This is a genomic window from Micromonospora sp. bgisy143 (assembly GCF_057708145.1).
This window is the reverse complement of the sequence record NZ_JBYIRN010000001.1, coordinates 469,508-486,457: the sequence shown is the minus strand read 5'-3', so window position 1 is coordinate 486,457 and position 16,950 is coordinate 469,508. Positions and strand designations below refer to the sequence as shown.

The following is a 16,950-nucleotide window of genomic DNA, read 5'->3' as shown; positions in this document are numbered from 1 at the left end:
CGTACGCCCTATGCGCGTGGGCGACGCCCGCCGGAACCCACACCGCCCGGTCCGGTGGCACTGTCCACATTGCCGTCGGAGTCGACACTCCCAGCACGCCATTGCGGGGGCAGACGAGCTGGTGGCGCTCGTGGTCGTGCCAGTCGATCCGGTCGCGGTCGGCCAGGGGCACCCGCGCGGGGCCGTCGACATCTTGGCTGCTTGGCGACATAAGTCGGCAGGATATCGATAGCAGGCAACTGGAACGATGCGCGATTCTTCCTTCAGCCCTCGGGACGGGAGAGTTGATGGTGCAGGGGACGAGCGGTCGAGCTGATTCGGCGAACTCTGGTCCAGCGCCGGCGTTGGTCGAGAAGGCGGATGGGCAGCCGTCGTCGTGGCGGCGAATGCGCCTGTGGGGCGCGGCCCACGCGGTCGACGACCTTTACCAGGGGCTGGTGCCGGCCTGCGTTCCGTATTTCGTACTGGACCGCCATTACAGCTACGTCGCCGCTGGCGGCCTCACGCTCGCCGCGACGCTGGGCAGCTCCATTCCGCAGCCATTCATCGGCGTCGCCGTCGACCGTTATCGGCTCGAGTGGATGGCTGGGGCGGGAGTGACGCTCGCCGGAGTCGGGCTCGGTCTGTCCGGTCTGGCACACAGTTATGTGGCGGTCTGGCTTCTGCTCTGCGTGTCGGGGATCGGCGTGGCGATGTTCCATCCGGCCGCGGGAAAGTCGGCTCGGGTGGCGGCGGGCGACAGCGCCACCGCGATGAGCATCTTCGCCGCTGGGGGCAGCGTCGGATTCTTCCTGGCACCGGTCCTGGCCACCCCCGCACTGATCGCGATGGGCGTCGGAGCGACCGCGCTCTTCATCCCGCCGGCCGTGCTCATGGGTTTCCTGCTGTACCGGAATCGGCTGCGGCGGACGGCGGCACACAGCGTCCCGCACGACGGCCGGGACCGCTGGGTCCCCTTCCTGGTGCTGACCTGCATCGAGACCGTCAGGTCGGTCGCCTTCTTCGGCGCGATCACCTTCATCGAGTTGTTCTGGATACGCCATCTGGGCGCGGGCAAGAGCCTCGCCGGCGCGGCGCTGGCGTGCTTCCTGGTCGGCGGGGTGGCCGGGACGCTGCTGGGGGGTCGGATCGCCGACCGCGTCGGGATGGTCCGCACGGTGCAGTTGGGCGCGATCCTCACCATCCCGGCCCTCATCGGCCTGCGTCTCACGCCCGGGGAGTACCTGCCGCTCCTCTTCGCCGTGCTGGCCGGCATCGCCCTGAACATCCCGTTCGCCGTGCTGGTCAAGCTGGGCCAGGACTATCTGCCCACGCGGCCCGGCACTGCCGCGGGCGTGACCCTCGGGCTCGCCGTGAGCATCGGCGGCCTCCTCGCGCCCGTCCTCGGTGTGGCGGCGGAAGCCTGGGGACCCCAGGGCGTGTTCACGATCCTCTGTCTGATTCCTCTGGTGGCGTTGGCCCTCGGCGCGTTCCTCACCGAGCCGCAGCAGTGACGTGGCACTCCGATCCGGTGGCGACAGGCCCGCAGCTATCGGTCTGCACGAAATTCACCTGTAGCGATGTAGCGCGGGTCTCGTAGCATAGATGCTGGACGTTGGATCGGGGTGCACGGGAGGACTGGCATGAAGTTCGACATGGGGGCGCAGACGCTCGGCAGCTTGACCAAGCAGACGCAGAGTTCCTCCGATGATCTCGGTTCTCTGATCAAGCAGTTGATCGCTGCGGCCGAGCCGTTGCAGGGCAACTTCAACGGTGCCGGACGGGTGGCCTTCGATTCGTTCAAGGCCAACGCCGATTCGATCACCGCCGAACTCAACTCTGCCCTGGGCGCGATTCTGGGCGGCCAGAGTGGAATGGACTCCGCCTTCGGTCAGGGCGATACCGAGATGTCGGACAATGCCCGGTCGTCCGAGGGCACCGCGAACTTCGACGCCGCCAGGTTCTCCAGCAGCCGCTGACACGGGGAGTGACAGTCATGACAGACCGACGCAGCTTCGACACCGGCACGTCGCAGCAGGTGCAGGGTGACCTCGCCGGCATCATCGCCCGCCTCGAGGCAGTGATCTCGCAGCGCAGCTCCGACGTCGCGGCGGCGATGGCCGACTTCCAGGCCGACGGGGTGTCCGAGGAGTACCGCACCGTCGAGGACAGGTGGAACCGGGCGGCGGGCGAGGTCCGCACGATCATCGACCTGGTCAAGACCACCATGACGAAGAACGACGAGACGGCGAACACCACGTTGTCCCGTGCCCGCTCGGCGGTGCAGTCGATCGGTTGAGTCGGTATCCGACGAGTTGTTGACGAGGGAGCACGAGCGTGAGCGCGTGGGATATCTCCCCCGGTGGAGTGCGCGACGTCCTGACTCGTACCCATGCCGCCGCCACCCCTTTCGAGGGGCAGATGAAGAGCTTGAACTCGGCGTTGGAGGGATCTGCCGCCGAGTCCAGTTCGGAGATCGTGGGCCAGGCGCTTCAGGGCTTCGTGGAGTCGATTCGGACGGATCTCGAGTTCGTGTTCACTCGCACGGGGGCGTGCATGCAAGCGGCGGCGCAGGCGACGAACGCCTACGTCGAGGGTGACCTGGAAATGGCCGCGAACGCGCAGCGAAGCGCGGCGGCGGCGCCCGACCCGTCGGCCACGATGCCGGGGCCGGGTCGACAGGCGGTGCCGCGATGATCAACCCGGGGGAGATCCCGCAGATCCCCGGCAACATGGACGCGCTCGCCACTCACGCCCAGACGGTCAAGACCGCCGGCGTGGACTTCGCCAACACCGGCCAGGCGGTCGACAGCACCTGGCAGGGGCTGGCGGCGGTGTACAAGGCGCCGGAGGCGACGCAGCTCTTCGCCGCCACCGGTCCGGTGCGTACGGTGTCGGCCTCGGTAGGCGAGGACATCCAGGCCGTCGGAGCCGCGCTGACCACGTACGCCACCGAGGTCAGGGACATCAAGGCGCAGCTCGCCGCGCTCAAGGTCCAGGCGGAGCAGTTCGTCGGCTCCATCAAGGACGACGAGGACTGGCGCGAGGACCAGGGCAAGGTCGACAAGCACAACGGCCTGATCACCGCCGTGAACACGCAGGTGGCCGCGTTCTTCGAGGCGCAGCGCAAGTGCGCCAACACCATCAACGCACTGTACGGCGGCCGCCAGTACCGGGCCGACAACGCCGACGGCCAGGCCGAAGATGGCGAGTACGGCTTCACCGCCGACACGCTCAACGCCGCTGCCGGCGAGGACGGCGCCCTGCCCTGGGGCAGCAACGAGGAGCACGACCGTGGCTTCCTCGGTGACGTGGGGGCGTTCTTCGTCGGCGTCGGCGAAAGCTTCATGACCATGCTCGGGGACCTGGGCTCGCTGATCGGCCGGGATCCCACCACCGGTGAGTGGAGCTGGGGCACCGCCGGCCAGTCATGGCTGGGGCTCGGCAAGTTCGTGTGGGCGGTCTCGATCTACATCAACCCGGTGACGATCGTGATCGACCAGACGGTCGGCATGCCGTTCATGGAGCAGCGCGAGGCCGGAAACCTCCTGCTCAACGCGGGCAAGACCATCATCGCGTACGACACCTGGGGCGAGGACAAGTCGAAGGCGGCCGGAATGGCCACCTTCAACATCGTCTCGGCGGTCGTGGGCACCAAGGGTGCGGCCTCCGGGTTGCGCGGAGCGGGCGCGGCGGTCAACACCATCCGAGGCAGCGCCACCGCCGCGCGGGTCAGCGCCGCGCTGGTGCGTACCGGTAACTGGCTCGACAAGCTGCCCACCGTCAGCGAGGTGGCGATCAACTTCGCCAGGAAGTTCGACATCAAGATTCCGCAGCTCGGGTTGGTTCCGGCGATCGCCGGCGATGTGCCGATCGGGCGTGGCTTCGATGTCGAGATGCCCACCGTTCGCGGTGGCGACGCGATGCACATGGACGGCGGCAACGGCCCGGGCGGCCACCTGCCTGGCGGGAACACACCGGGCGGCCACGTCCCGGGTGACCTGACGCCCGGTGGGCACATCCCGGACGGGAACACGCCCGGTGGGCACATCCCGGACGGCAACACTCCGGGCGGCAACCTCCCGGACGGCAACACGCCCGGCGGCAACCTCCCCGATGGCAACGGGCCTGGTGGCAATCTGCCGGACGGCAACGGACCTGGTGGCAACGTGCCGGACGGCAACGGGCCCGGCGGTAACGCGCCGGATGGCAATGTGCCTGACGGCAACCCGCCGGGTGGGGGGAACCCCGATCGCGGGCGGGATCTCACGCCGGATGAGCAGCAGCGCTTCGTTGATCAGGCCGAACGGCTCAATCCGGCAGCGCGGGCCCGGGCGTTGGAGTTGCTCGCCCGTACCGATCTGCCGGACGGTGTGGCCAACCGCGCCGTACGGGACTTCGTCGACCTGCAGGATTCCGGGCGACTGGCAGGCAGTGCGGATCGGCAGGCCCAGGTCCTGCGCGACATGATGGATCAGTTGGGTGGCGACCGTTCCGCCGCGGTGGGAGCGGCCGCTGAGCTACGTGCCGCGAACGACGTTCTCAACAGCCCCGACCTGATGCCTGGCTCGAAGATCGGTATCAGCGTCAAGAATGAGACTGTCGACTTCGGCACCGGTACGGTGGTTCGTACCGGTGACGTCCCCGAGTCGGATCTGGTGTACCAGACCAGGGACGGCAAGGTGCATTTGGACGAGGTCAAGGCCACCGCGCAGACGGTGGCCAATAAGATCAGTGAGAACCCCGATCAGTTGCGCCGGATGCTTGACTGGCAGGCGGCAGATCCCGCAGGGCGGGCAGTGGGTTACCGGGTCGGGACCGACGAGGGGTTGAAGGGCCTGTTCAGCATGACCAACCCTGAGCCAAAGCGGTACGCGATCGACCGGCTTGCGCGTGCAGGGGTGCCGCTCCACATCGGCGGGCGCACGTTGACTCCGGATCAGCTGCGCCAACTGCGTGATGCGGCGCAGCAGGCGGCGGCGGATCCAGCGCACCCGATGAAGCGGGGCCAGGCGGGGGCTTGGTTCGACGAACATCTACCGAACCTCGCGGCGGCACGCGACCTCCTCAGGCCCTATGGAGTTGAATTCCTGTGAGCGATTCTTTGGTACCGCCCGAACTGATGGCCAGCCTGCCGCCCTCGTGGCAGGTGGCGGATCCAGGTCCAGGTGACCTCATGATTAGGAACCTGCCGCCCGATCCTGAGTGGCGGGCGCTGGCGCTCACGGCCCTGGAAGCGTGTCTGGCTTTCCAGGTGAACTCCGCCGCTCGTTACGGTGAGGAGCCGACCTGGGGGCTGCCTGAGGCGTTCTTGAACGACGACTGGTTCCTGCTGCAGCCCCGGCTCAAGCGGCGGCTGCCGACCCTCGCCGACGTGACGCGTACGAACGTGCGTGACTGGCTGCAGGAGGGCGACGTGGCGGAGATTCTCGAAGCCACGTGGACCGAGCCGCCGGATGAGCTCATCGAGGCGGTCGGGCAGATGTGGACGACCTTCATCGTCAATGATTTGACCGAGGATCTGCTCCGTTGGCTCGGGTGGGTTGCACGGGATCATTTGGATGTCGTGGAGCGGGCCAGGGCACTCGACCTCCTCAAGGCGGCCACTCGGCGGCTGCCGTGGCGTCACACGATTGAGACCATTCCGGTGATTCTGAGTCTCGGTGGGCCGGACGAGCGTGGCTATTTCGACCAGTTGGCGAATGATCCGGACCTGCACGAGAAGACGCGTTCCGAGGCGGCAAGCAAGCGGTGGCTCATCGACAGCGAGCGCACGCGAACCTAGATCCATCGCTGCTCTCTCAAGACAGACAGCATCGTCAACCGTTGACGCTGTCGGCGTCCACCAGGAGTGGCACGTAATGGCAACCTCGCCGCCCGCCTCGAGTTCGACGACCAGGGCAAACTGCTCAGCCATCATCGTTGGGCTGAGGATGGGGCCCCAATCGAAAGCTACGTCGCGGATAGTTGAGCGAGACAGCTTGGTGCTCTACGGAGTTGATTTCCTGTGACCGGTCCCTGGGTTGCCGCCGAAATGCTGGCCGCCGTGCCAGCTCCGTGGCGGCTGGCAGATCCCGTCGAACGTGGCAAGGCGGCGCGCGAGCTGCCGCCCGACCCGGTGCACCGGGTCGAGGCCCTGTCGGCGTTGGAAACCTGCCTCGCCTACCTGGTGGACGTCCGGGACCGATACGGCGACGAAACCGACTGGGGGCTTCCGAAGGCGTTCTTCGACGACTACTGGTTCATCCTGTACGCACGGCTCAAGCAGTCGATGCCGACCCTCGCCGACGTCACGCCCGAACGGGTGCGCGACTGGGCCGAGGCATACCTGGACCCGGAGGGCGTCTTCGACGTCACCTGGACGACGCCACCGGGCGAGGTGGTCGACAGCGTTGGCCGGTCATGGGTCTTCTTCATCCTGCAGGGAGCGGCGGAGAGCCTGGTCCGTTGGTTTCGTCGGGTGAGGCCCGATCACCTAGACGATGCGGAACGAGCCAGGGTGGTTGATCTGCTCAAGGAGGCCACGCCTCGTCTCCAGTGGCGCCTGACGACCATCACCATCCCGGCGATTTTGGATCTCAGCGCTTCGGAGGAGAAGGGCTACTTCGACCGCCTGGTGAACGATCCGGGCCTCCACGAGAAGACCCGCGCCGAGGCGGAGAGCGCGAGCTCGTTCATCGACCGCCAACCCGAGCCGATCTGATTACCTTGGAGGGCTCGTGAGTGTTTCGAGCTATCTGGTGTGTCCGTCGCGCCAGTTGATGATCGGGCCTGGTAAGCGGCTGAGGGAGCCGAGTGGGACAGTCGTCGGATTCTCCATCGGCGACCACCTGGCCTCCGAAGATCCGCAGCTCACGCAGGCGATCTGGACGTTCCTCGCCGACACCGCCGGCTCCGAACTGGTCGTCAAGTTCAGCGACGACGAGGACTTCGAGGAGATCGCGGGCTATCGCGAGATCGGCGGGGACGAGTACGGCGACATTACGATCGAGGACTACGCGCGCGGAGGAGCCTAGAGCCGGCACCGCTCGCGGAGCAGGCCAGATTGGCGGGCAGGGCACCGATGCCGAACTACGTGCAGGTCTATTTTGGGTCCACCGACGACCGCGACCGGGTGGCCGATCAGGTGAGCTCAGCCTTGGGTGTCCCGTTCCAGCCGTCCGACAAGCCCTACGCCGATTACCTCGGCCGGACGGAGGATCTGGCGCTCGACTTCACAGTGGGCCACGAGTTGGAGGACGACGCGGGAATCCCGTTCGAGGACATGCCGCACGTGTTGACCGTCCGGGACTTCCACCGCGGCCAGTTGGACGAACCGGCCGGGCGGAAGATGTTCGTTGCGTTGGAGAGGCTGGGCCACCGACCCATCTACCTGGTCAGGGGCCTTCAGGAGATCCTCGAGTCAGTCGACTGAGCCGCCGATCAGCGGGGGACGTTCAGGCCGTAGCGGCGCAGCACCGCCCCCAGCGTCTCGTACGGCGCACCCGGACCGCCGTCCAGTCGGTACCACCACGCCCGTCGGGCGCCCCGCCCGAAGGCGCGACCCACGACCACCTCCGGCTCGGACTCGACGGGACGCTCGTGATGGCCGACCAGGATCCCCCACGGCAACGCCGGCATGCTCGGCGTGCTCGACCGCAGCCCGCCGGACCGGCCCGGATGCACGGTCACGATCATGCTGCGGGCGGTACCCGCCAACTTCTCGGCGAGCCCTTCGAGCGTCGCCGCGTCGACGACCGACAGGGGCGGGCCGGCCAGCCGGAGCTGTTCGCGGACGCCGACCTCGACCCGCTGGACCGTCAGGACGCCGAGCGTCGCCGACTCGCCCTCGCCGCCGACGATGGTCAGGCTGGTGGGCGATGGCGCGCGCGTTCGACAGAACGCGGTGAGTTCGTGGCGTGACCACGGTTCGGTGGCCGGCTCCGCGACACCCCACCCGATCGGATCGCTGCCGGTGAGGGCGCGGACGGCGGCTTCGGCACCGGCGCCCAGTCGCAGTGCCTCGGTGGCGGGGTGCACGGTGACGATCTGGATCTCCAGGCCGCCCGTCCACGGCGTGCCGGTGGGCAGGGATCCTTCGGGCGGCGTGGCGTCCGACCGGGTGAAGCGGTGACCGTCCCAGCGCAGCGGCAGCCCGGTGAGCCCGTCGCGGTACTCCTCGCCCGCCCGCACCACCCACTGGCCCTGCGCCTGGGCGAGCATCGTCTCGAACGGGTACGTGATGACGCCGTCGGCCGGCGTGACGACCTGGAGCAGCAGTTTGTCGCGTACCGCGTCGACGGCGGCCTGCGCGAGCCACGGTGCCAGACCGACCACCGCGCGGTCCTGGTGCAGGACGACCGCCCGGTCGGTGATCGTGTCGGTCGCGCCGGTCATCGGCCCGTCCATGTCAGCCCTCCCGTGATCTCGACCAGCGCGGCGGTGAAGCGGCGGGCGACGTCTGCGGCCTGCGGGTCCGCGCCCGGCGCGCGGCTCTCCACCCACCACACCGGCTCGGGTACGTCGTCGGCGTCGGCGAGGTCGAGCAGCCGCCGTGCCTCGCCGGGCACCCGGACCAGGCGTGCGGCCTCGACGCTCAGCAGCAGTCGCCCGTCGACGGGGTCGAACAGTTGCACCAGCCCGGCCGCCTCGACGGTGTCCATCTTCAGTTCGGCGCCGGCCGCGAGCAGGGCGCCGAGCATCGCGGCCGGATCGGGTTCGGCGCGACACAACGCCACCGTGTCGAACGTCATCAGTGCTCCTTCGTCTCACCGGTGAACGCGGTCTGCACCATCCGGGGACCGTCGCCGGGGCGGATCAGCTGCGCGCGCCCGGTCGGCAGGACCATCGGCCGTACGCCGGAGAAGAGTTGGCCCTCCGTCCGGTCGCCGGACATGAGCAGGCTGAGGCAGCCGGCTTCCCGTACGGCCAGTGGGAACGGCTCGAACAGGCCGCGGGAGGCACCGGCCACCCGGCGGGCCAGCACGACGTGCAGCCCGGTATCGCGCCCGGCCGCCACGTGCGGCACCAGCGCGCCGAGCGGCTGCGTGGCCGACGCGGCCAGGATGTCGTAGTCGTCGATGAGCAGCACGATCCGGGTACGCGCCGCCTCGGGCGACTGCCGTTTCGCCAGCTCGTCGGTGACTGCCCGGGACAGTTGCTGGGCGAGGGCCGGGTTCGGGGCGTACCCGCCGCAGTAGGCGTCGGGCACCACGCCGGCGAGGGCGCGGCGCGGGTCGAACACGGCGAAGACCAGTTCCTCGGAGTCGTACTGCCCCATCAGCTCCTCGGCGACCAGGCGCAGCAGGTTCGTCTTTCCCGTCCGGGGGTCACCGAGCACGAGGAGGTGTTGGTCGCGGCCGAAGAGGTCGAGTACGGCGGGGGAGAAGTCGTGTTCGTAGCGGCCGAAGGGGATCACCCCGTGACCGGAGGGGGTGCCGGCGAGGTCGGCTACGGGAAGCACGGCGGGCAGGACCCGTACCGGTGGCGGCAGTGGTCCCGTCCAGGCGTCCCGTACCGAGCGGGCGGCCGCGACCAGACCGGCGACCGCCGGGTCCGGAACCCCGTCCAGGCGGGGTAGCGCCACCTGCGCGAAGAGCTTCGCGCCGGTCAGCGCGCGACCGGGCTGATCCGGTGGTACGGCGCGGGCCTGCCGGCCGTCGATGCTGGACTCGGCGGGTTCGGTGAGCCGTAGCTCGACGCGATTGGCGAAGGCGACCTGCTGCGCGGCGCGCACCTCGTTCCATCGTCGGGCCGTGCCGATGACGTGGATGCCGTAGCGACCGCCCCGGGCGAGCAGGCTGTGCACCTTGGCCTCCAGGCTTTCGAACTCCGCGTTGAGCTGCCCGTACCCGTCGATCAGCAGCACCACGTCGACGCAGCCGATCTCGCTGCGTACGCTTTCGTCGGCGTTGCGCAGGTCCTCGACCGAGTCGAACTGGTGCCGGGTGAAGAGGCGTTGCCGCCGGGTGAGCATGGCGTGGACCTCGTCGACGACACGGCGTACCCGTTCCCGGTCCTCGCGGCCGGCGACGCCGCCGACGTGGGGCAGTTCGGCGAGCCCGGACAGGCCGTTGCCCAGCAGGTCGATGCCGTAGATCCCGACGTCGGTGGGGCGGTGGGTGGTGGCCAGGCCGAGCGCGAGGGTCCGCAGCGCCGTCGTTTTGCCGCTGCCGGGCCCGCCCAGGACGAGCAGGTTGCCGCCGCTCCCGGCGAGGTTCACCACCCAGGGGCCCTGCCACTGGCGGGCCGGGTCGTCGAGTCGTCCCAGTGGCACCGGCAATCCGCCGTCGGAGCGCCAGTCGGTCCGCAGGCGTACGCCGTCGGGTGTGGTGACCACCCCGCCGGCCACCTCGTCGAGGGTGAGTAGAGAGGGCAGCGGTGGGAGCCAGATCGCCGGGACGCGCTCGCCGCCCGCCGCCAATTGACCGACCACCGTGGACAGCAGCGTCGGCCCGGTGGTGCGCCGGGTCGCCGTCGGCTCGTCGGGCGCGCTCCCGGCGGCGTCGGCGGGCGCGGTGGCGAACACCGGCATCGGCTTCGCTAGCGGCCCGACGATCGGGGCGAGTTCGTCATCCGCGCCGTCATCGAGCGGGCCGGACACGTAGGCGGCCTTGAACTGCTGGTAGATCGACACGTCGACCTTGAGGTAGCCGTTTCCGGGCAGCGGCGGCAGGTGGAACGCGTCGACTTCGTCGAGGACGGTGCGCGACTCGATCTCGGTGAGCGTACGCAGGGCGATCCGGTAGGCGAGGTAGTTCTCCAGGCCGCGCATCTTGCCCTGCTCGACGCGCTGGCTGGACAGCAGCAGGTGCACGCCGATGGATCGGCCGATCCGACCGATCCGCAGGAACAGGTCGATGAACTCCGCCTTGGCGGCGAGCAGTTCACCGAACTCGTCGATGAGCACGAGGAGGTGTGGCAGTGGGGGCAGGTGGGCGTGCTCGCCCTGGGCGCGGAGCAGGTGGTATTCGGTGATGTCGGTGAGTTTGCCCGCGTCGGCGAGTACCTGTTGGCGACGCTGCACCTCGCCGTCGAGGCTCGTGTACATCCGCTCCACGAGCGCCGCGTCGGCGGCCAGGTTCGTGATCAGCCCGGCCAGATGCGGCAGCTCGCCGAACGGCGCGAAGGTGGCACCGCCCTTGTAGTCCACGAGGACCATCGCCATCCGCGCCGGCGGGTGGCTCGCCGCCAAAGCGAGCACGAGGGTACGCAGCAGTTCGCTCTTGCCCGAGCCGGTGGCGCCGACGCACAGTCCGTGCGGCCCCATGCCGAGCTGTGCGGGCTCCTTCAGGTCGAGCAGCACCGGACGCCCCGCGGGATCGACCCCGATCGGGACGCGGAGGAAGTCCCGCTCGCCGCGCGGCCGCCAGAGGCTGGCCAGGTCCAGGTCGGTGGGGTCGGACAGGCCCAGCAGCTCCCGGAAGTCGGCCGGTGGGGTGCCGGTGCCGTCGTCGTAGGAGTCGGCGGAGAGTCGCAGCGGCGCGATGCTGCGGGCCAGTCCCTCCACGAGCGGGCCCGGTGCCTCGTCGAGGGTGCCCCGCACGGTCACCGCCGGGGACGCGCTGAGGTCTTCCAGGGTGACCGAGTCGCCGTGGACGGTGATCCGGCGGGAGACGTCGCCGGGCTCGTGCAGCCGGTCGGCGAGCAGGTGCACCACGGTGACGCCGAGGCTGGCCAGGCCGACCGTCGGGTCGGGGCTGGCCAGCACGCGGGCCAGTTCGCCGTGCGCGTCGTCAATGACCAGCAGGCGCGGCCGGGCCTTCACCTCGGCGCGCCCGGCGCCGTGGCGGAACGACTTGAGCGCGCTGGTGGCCCGCTCCTCCAGGTCGTCGCGGAGCAGTTCGACGAGCGCCTGCGCAGTGGTGACCAGCAGCGGGTTCGGGCCGGACGGACCGATCGAGGTCCGGTCGAGCAGGTGTGGCAGCCACCGCGCCCACCGCCAGTCCCGGGCCCGCTCCGGGGTGGTGATGATCGCGAGCGTCACGTCGTCCGGCGCGTGGAACGTCGCGACCTGTACGAGGATCGCCCGGGCCAGGGCGACCGCCTCGGCGTGGTTCGGCGCGATCACGCTGACGTCCCCGGCGCTGTCGAGGTTCGCCCGCAGGGGCAGCCCCGGTGTCAACGCGAAGCGGCGGATCAGTGAGCGCGCCTCGTGCCGCATGAACGGATCGAGCGGATTGGTGGGCGTGCTCTGCTCGCGCAGCTCGATCGGCCGTACCGGCAGCGCGCCCACACCGAGGCGTACGTGCAGGAAGTCGATGTCGGCGCGGCGGCGCTCCCACAGCCGGGCCGGGCTGCGGATCACGTCGAGCAGCCGGTTCACCGGCGGGTCGAGGACCGTCGCCTCGTCACGCAGACGCTGCTCGGTCTCGCGTAGTTGGTCCCGCAGTTCCTCCAGGTAGTCCTGGTAGCGCTCGCGCTGCGCGCGGCGCTGTCGGCCGGCCTTGCCCAACTGGGTGAGGTACATCGCGCCGGCGGCGCCCAGCGCCGCCACCATGACCACCGCGCCGAGCGCCGCGAATCCGGAGCCACGCAGGAACATCATCATGCTCATGGCCACCCCCGCGCCGGCCATCGGCAGCAGCGCCTGGAGCCCCATCGCCGACTTGCCGTCCGGCAGTTGTGGCGGCGGGTCCAGCACGAGGGGGTCCATCGCGGCCATCGGGCGGGCCATCCGGGCGGGGCGGTGCACCATGCGCGTCGACATACGGTCCTCCGGTCACGTCTGCCGGGCACGGGTCAGGGCCAACGCGGCCGCGCGGGTCACCTCCACGAGCGTCGCCTCGCCGATCCGGGACGGCGTGATGAGCGCAGCGGCGGCCAGGTGACGGTCGTAGGGCAGCGCCACCACCGGTACGCCGGTCTGCCCGATCAGCTCTCGTGCGGTGCCGTGGATCAGCGTCGAGCGGCCGTGCGGGTTGCCCGCGCTCAGCACGACGACCACCCGGGTCAGCCAAGCCCCGTACCCGTCGTCGACGATCCGGCGGAGCGCCTGGTAGGTGCCCCGGACCCCGTCGGGTGTCGCCGCCGCGACGAGCACCACGGCGTGCGCGTCGGCCATCACCCCCGCGGGGGTACGGGCCTCCAGGCCGGGCGGGCAGTCGGTGACGGTGACGGCGAACAGGCGGGACAGCGCGCGGGTGACCGCGGTGCACAGGTTCGGGTTGGTGGTGCCGCCGGGCAGCACCCAGAGGCCGGTACCGGTGCGGGGCAGAAGTGGTGCGAGCTCGCGCAGGTCGCCGCCGCGCGCCGCGAGCAGGCCGGGTGCCAGCTTGTGCAGCGACGGGTCGCCCGGTACGCCGAGCCGCCAGGTCAGCGAACCCTCGTACGGGTCGGCGTCCGCGGCGAGCACCGGATCGGCACGGCGGGCCGCGAAGACCGACGCCAGCAGCGCGGCGACCGTGGATTTCCCGGCGCCACCCTGCACGGAGGCCACCGCGATGCGCCGCCCGGTGTGCACGGGCGCCTGCACCTCGGCGGCGAGGTCGGCGAGTTCCCGGGTGTGGTGGCCGCCGGCGAACATCCGGTTGACGCTGCGCCAGGTACGCCGGAGCGCGGAGTCGCCGGAGGGTGGACGGCGCGCGATCCCCAGGTCGTTCGGCTCCGCCACCGGGGAACCGGCCGGCGGCGCGGTGCGCGGCACCGGTGGAGCGCTCATGTCACCGCCTCCGTCAGAAGGTGTCGAGGAGTCGTGAGTAGAGCCCGAACACCCCGACGGCGACCGGCACCAGGGCCAGCACGGTCAGGGCCTCGACCCGGTCGGCGAGCTGCCGGCCCCGCGCCAGGACGTGTGGCGGCGGCCGGTAGGCCAGGATCGCCAGGGCCACCGCGCAGACACCGAGGGCCGCCACGGCGGTGGCCCACCACGTGTCGGGTCGCTGACGTATCCAGCACAGCAGCAGTCCACCCACGACGGTCAGCGCGCCGGCCACCAGCGCCACCACCTCGGCCGCCAGCGGGAAGGCGCGCATCCGCAGCAGCAGGGCGGCGGCCACCAGGACCGCCAGCGCCACTGGCCACGGGCCCGGTGTCGCCGCCAGGACGAGCCCGGCGAGCGCCGCCGAGGTCGCCGCCGCGATCGTCGCGACGGCCAGCCCTCGATGCGCGGAGTCGACGGCGGCCTGTACGGACACCCGGCTCACCGGCTCGTCGTTGCTGCGTCGGTCGTCGAGACGGGTGAGCCCCGACGTGATCATCGCGAACCGGGGCAGCAGCCCCAGGAGGCCCACCGACGCGATCGCCAGCACGGCCGCGACCCGCTCGTCGGGTACGCCGAGCAGCAGCGGGATGCTCCAGCCCGCGACGAGGAACAGTGCCGTCCCGCCGCCGAGAAGGCCGGCGCGACCGTTGCCCGTCGCCGCGCCCACGGCCAGGACGGTGCAGCCGATCAGCACGGCCCAGAGCGCCACTCGTGCGGTGCGCGCGTCGGTCCAACCGGGAACGGCGGTCGTCACCATCGCCGCGCCGCTCAGCAGCGCCGCCACCCCGACGGTCCGTCGCCGGACCAGCGCGACGAGCAGCCCGGACAGGGCGACCAGGCCGCCGACGATGCCGACCACCGTGGGGTCGAGCCGTGGGCCGGAGAGCAGGGCCGCCATCGTGGCGGCGACCACGCAGGCGATGGTGGCGGTCCACCTGCGTGCGGTGTCGTCCCACCGGCCGCCGCGTCGGGTGAGATCGTCGCCGACCTCGTCGGAGACGTCGTGGACGATCGCCGCCGGCGGCGCCTCGGCGATCGGGTCGACCCGTAGCAGGGCGCCGTCGGGAACCGCGGCCTGCCGCAGGCTGCCGGCGGGGTCGAGCACCGTGCCGTCGAGGGTGCTGATCTGGTAGCCCCGCGAATCGTCCGTCGGTGGATGGCCCACGAGGGCGACGACCTCGGGCAGCAGCAGGCCGAGTGGCTCGTCGGCGGGCAGTACGAGGTCGATGCGGCGGTGTGGCCCGGCCAGGGTCACCCGACTGAGGTGACCGGCGGACGCGAGGGTCTGCGGGCCGGTCATCGCTGGCCCGTCGGCTGGACCGCGGCCGGGTTACGGGCCTTCTGCTGCTCGGCGACGACGTTCTGCAGGAAGGACCAGCCCACGCAGACCGCGCAGGCCACCGCCGCGAGCACCAGGCCGGTCCGGAGCCAGCGGAAGCCGTCGCCGGTGGCGCGGACCCGACGCTGCCGGCCCCACAGCAGCAGCTCACGCATCCGGGCGCGGCGAACCGCGACCGACTCGATGAGCTGCGTGTCGAATTCCCGCCCCACGGCTCGATTCTATCCATGGGCGCTAATCCGATCGGGGTCGGCGATCACGCGCTGACCGGTGCGGCCGCCACGAGGAGATGTCGACGATGATCAAATCCTGCGGCGGGTGGGCGACCTACGGGCGGTTGATCGTCCCGAGGGCGGCGGTCACCCGGGCCGCCTCGCGCCGGCCCTGGTCGCGTCCGGCGGCCACGAGCGCGGGCACCACGGACCGGTCCATCACGCTGGTCCCCTGCGCGCGCCTGGCTGCCGGGTCGCGGAGCAGCAGCTCGACCGGGCGGCCGGTGCCCAGGGCGGCCCGCTGCTTCTCGATCCGGGCCCACGGCCCGATCGCGGCGGTGCTGGGCGCGAGGGCGACCACCGGACCGGTCCCGGGCGCGAGGTCCAGGTTGAGGCTGGACCGCATGCCGCCGTCCATGTAGCGGCGTCCGCCGACCGGCACCGGAGCGGCGGACAGCGGCATGGCGCAGCTCGCGGCGACGGCATCCACGAGGGGTACGCCGTCGTGTCGCGTGAAGAGGCGCAGGGCGCCGGACTCGACGTCGACGGCGGCGATGCGGAGGTCGGTGTCCGGCCAGTCGTGGTCCGGAAGACGGGCCTCGGCGATCCGACGCTGTCGCGACGGGTCGTCGATGCGGGCCGCGAGCGCAAGCCGACCGAGGCGGCGGGCGGCCTGCTCGGGACTGCGGGCGAACAGCTGTGCCCGGGCGAGCCGCAGGAGGCTGAGCAGGCCCAGCGCGGGCGCCGTCTCGTGGGGTACGCCCTGACGCTGGCGCTCGTACAGCTCGGGCAGGGGTGTGCCGCTGGCGATCTGGGCGCCCACCACGGCACCGGCGCTCGTGCCGAGCAGCACCGTGTCCGGGGCCACGGTCACCCCTTCGTCGGCGAGGCCGGCGAGGACGCCCACCTCCCAGGCGATGCCCGCGACGCCACCGCCACCGAGCACCCAAACCGGCCGCGTGTCGTCCGCCATCGCCCCTCCGCCCTATACTGCTAACGCCGTTCGCAGTTCGACGGTAGCAGGAGCCGTGGCGGGCTGACAACGCGTCGGCTCAGGGCTCCCGTCGGCCGAAGATGATCGCGCCGAGCTTGCTCTCCGGTGAGGTGACCGTCATCTCGGCCTCGACCGCGAAGCCGTGGTCGCGGAGCCAGGCCGACATCCGCGCCGGCCGGCGTCGGTGCACGTGGACCCGCATCGGATGGCCGCCGTACCCCTCGGTCTTGAGGGTCGTCTCGTCGCCGACGTGGAAGCCGACCAGCAGCGGGCCGCCCGGGCGGACCACCCGGTGGAAGTGCGCGAGGACCTGCCCGAGCTGCCGGTCCGGGACGTGGATGAGCGAGTACCAGGCGAGCAGGCCGGCCACCGAGCCGTCGGCCAGGTCGAGGTCGGTCATGGAGCCGACCTGGAACCGCAGGCCGGGGTGGTCGCGGCGGGCCACCGCCAGCATTCCGGGGGACAGGTCGATCCCGAACACGTCAAGACCCAGTTCGTGCAGGTGAGCGGTGATACGGCCGGTTCCGCAGCCCACGTCCGCGACCGGACCGCCGCCGCCGGCGCGGACGAGTTCGGCGAAGAGCGCCAGCGCCGCCCGCTCGTACGGCGCGCTCGCCAGGAAGTCACGGACGAGGTCCGCGTAACTGACCGCTACCGTGTCGTACGAGGTGCGTGTGTCGGCCAGCCAGTCGTCCGCGTCCACCAGGGAAGGCTAGACGTACGTCGTTGTCGTCACCACACCCCA

At 70.9% G+C, this 16,950-nt stretch carries 17 protein-coding genes; 9 read left to right on the top strand and 8 right to left on the bottom strand.

Annotated features, from left to right (window positions below):
* The first annotated feature begins 344 nt into the window (after positions 1-344).
* The 9 genes from AC3EN4_RS02315 to AC3EN4_RS02275 all read left to right on the top strand — a co-directional run bounded on the left by AC3EN4_RS02315 (position 345) and on the right by AC3EN4_RS02275 (position 7,393).
* Positions 345-1,493 carry an MFS transporter gene (locus AC3EN4_RS02315; RefSeq protein WP_435204294.1) on the top strand — a complete coding sequence of 383 codons (1,149 nt, stop codon included), beginning with the start codon at positions 345-347 and terminating at the stop codon, positions 1,491-1,493.
* Between the two features lie 129 nt (positions 1,494-1,622).
* Complete coding sequence (locus AC3EN4_RS02310) at positions 1,623-1,958, top strand: hypothetical protein (RefSeq protein WP_422737901.1); 336 nt, start codon at positions 1,623-1,625, stop codon at positions 1,956-1,958.
* Positions 1,959-1,975: 17 nt separating this feature from the next.
* Positions 1,976-2,278: a pore-forming ESAT-6 family protein gene (locus tag AC3EN4_RS02305; RefSeq protein WP_422737902.1), complete on the top strand. Its 303-nt coding sequence runs from the start codon at positions 1,976-1,978 to the stop codon at positions 2,276-2,278.
* Positions 2,279-2,316: 38 nt separating this feature from the next.
* Positions 2,317-2,676, top strand: a complete 360-nt coding sequence (locus AC3EN4_RS02300; RefSeq protein ID WP_435204293.1) for a DUF6507 family protein — start codon at positions 2,317-2,319, stop codon at positions 2,674-2,676.
* A gap of 35 nt (positions 2,677-2,711) precedes the next feature.
* Positions 2,712-5,075, top strand: coding sequence for a hypothetical protein (locus tag AC3EN4_RS02295; protein ID WP_435204292.1), 2,364 nt, complete (start codon positions 2,712-2,714; stop codon positions 5,073-5,075).
* A gap of 80 nt (positions 5,076-5,155) precedes the next feature.
* A complete protein-coding gene (locus AC3EN4_RS02290; RefSeq protein WP_435204291.1) occupies positions 5,156-5,764 on the top strand; it encodes a hypothetical protein in 609 nt (202 codons plus the stop codon).
* A 222-nt stretch (positions 5,765-5,986) separates the two neighbouring features.
* Positions 5,987-6,682: a hypothetical protein gene (locus tag AC3EN4_RS02285; protein WP_435204290.1), complete on the top strand. Its 696-nt coding sequence runs from the start codon at positions 5,987-5,989 to the stop codon at positions 6,680-6,682.
* A gap of 16 nt (positions 6,683-6,698) precedes the next feature.
* Positions 6,699-6,995 carry a hypothetical protein gene (locus AC3EN4_RS02280; RefSeq protein ID WP_435204289.1) on the top strand — a complete coding sequence of 99 codons (297 nt, stop codon included), beginning with the start codon at positions 6,699-6,701 and terminating at the stop codon, positions 6,993-6,995.
* A 47-nt stretch (positions 6,996-7,042) separates the two neighbouring features.
* A complete protein-coding gene (locus AC3EN4_RS02275) occupies positions 7,043-7,393 on the top strand; it encodes a hypothetical protein (protein WP_435204288.1) in 351 nt (116 codons plus the stop codon).
* Between the two features lie 8 nt (positions 7,394-7,401).
* Here AC3EN4_RS02275 and AC3EN4_RS02270 read toward each other — a convergent pair whose 3' ends face one another.
* The 8 genes from AC3EN4_RS02270 to AC3EN4_RS02235 all read right to left on the bottom strand — a co-directional run bounded on the left by AC3EN4_RS02270 (position 7,402) and on the right by AC3EN4_RS02235 (position 16,908).
* Positions 7,402-8,367 carry a DUF6177 family protein gene (locus AC3EN4_RS02270; protein ID WP_435204287.1) on the bottom strand — a complete coding sequence of 322 codons (966 nt, stop codon included), beginning with the start codon at positions 8,365-8,367 and terminating at the stop codon, positions 7,402-7,404.
* The gene (locus tag AC3EN4_RS02265) at positions 8,352-8,711 is read right to left on the bottom strand and encodes a hypothetical protein (RefSeq protein ID WP_435204286.1); all 360 of its coding nucleotides are present in this window, start codon (positions 8,709-8,711) and stop codon (positions 8,352-8,354) included. Before AC3EN4_RS02265 ends, AC3EN4_RS02270 begins: the two co-directional genes overlap by 16 nt.
* The gene (gene eccCa / locus AC3EN4_RS02260; RefSeq protein ID WP_435204285.1) at positions 8,711-12,667 is read right to left on the bottom strand and encodes a type VII secretion protein EccCa; all 3,957 of its coding nucleotides are present in this window, start codon (positions 12,665-12,667) and stop codon (positions 8,711-8,713) included. Before eccCa ends, AC3EN4_RS02265 begins: the two co-directional genes overlap by 1 nt.
* Before the next feature lie 12 nt (positions 12,668-12,679).
* A complete protein-coding gene (locus tag AC3EN4_RS02255; protein ID WP_435204284.1) occupies positions 12,680-13,618 on the bottom strand; it encodes a MinD/ParA family ATP-binding protein in 939 nt (312 codons plus the stop codon).
* A 13-nt stretch (positions 13,619-13,631) separates the two neighbouring features.
* Entirely contained in the window at positions 13,632-14,960 is a 1,329-nt protein-coding gene (eccD, locus tag AC3EN4_RS02250) for a type VII secretion integral membrane protein EccD (protein WP_435204283.1), read from the bottom strand.
* A complete protein-coding gene (locus tag AC3EN4_RS02245) occupies positions 14,957-15,211 on the bottom strand; it encodes a hypothetical protein (RefSeq protein WP_435204282.1) in 255 nt (84 codons plus the stop codon). Before AC3EN4_RS02245 ends, eccD begins: the two co-directional genes overlap by 4 nt.
* A 115-nt stretch (positions 15,212-15,326) precedes the next feature.
* On the bottom strand, positions 15,327-16,184 hold the full coding sequence (locus AC3EN4_RS02240) for a patatin-like phospholipase family protein (protein ID WP_435204281.1): 858 nt from the start codon (positions 16,182-16,184) through the stop codon (positions 15,327-15,329).
* A gap of 79 nt (positions 16,185-16,263) precedes the next feature.
* The gene (locus AC3EN4_RS02235; RefSeq protein WP_422737913.1) at positions 16,264-16,908 is read right to left on the bottom strand and encodes a class I SAM-dependent methyltransferase; all 645 of its coding nucleotides are present in this window, start codon (positions 16,906-16,908) and stop codon (positions 16,264-16,266) included.
* Positions 16,909-16,950: the final 42 nt, after the last annotated feature.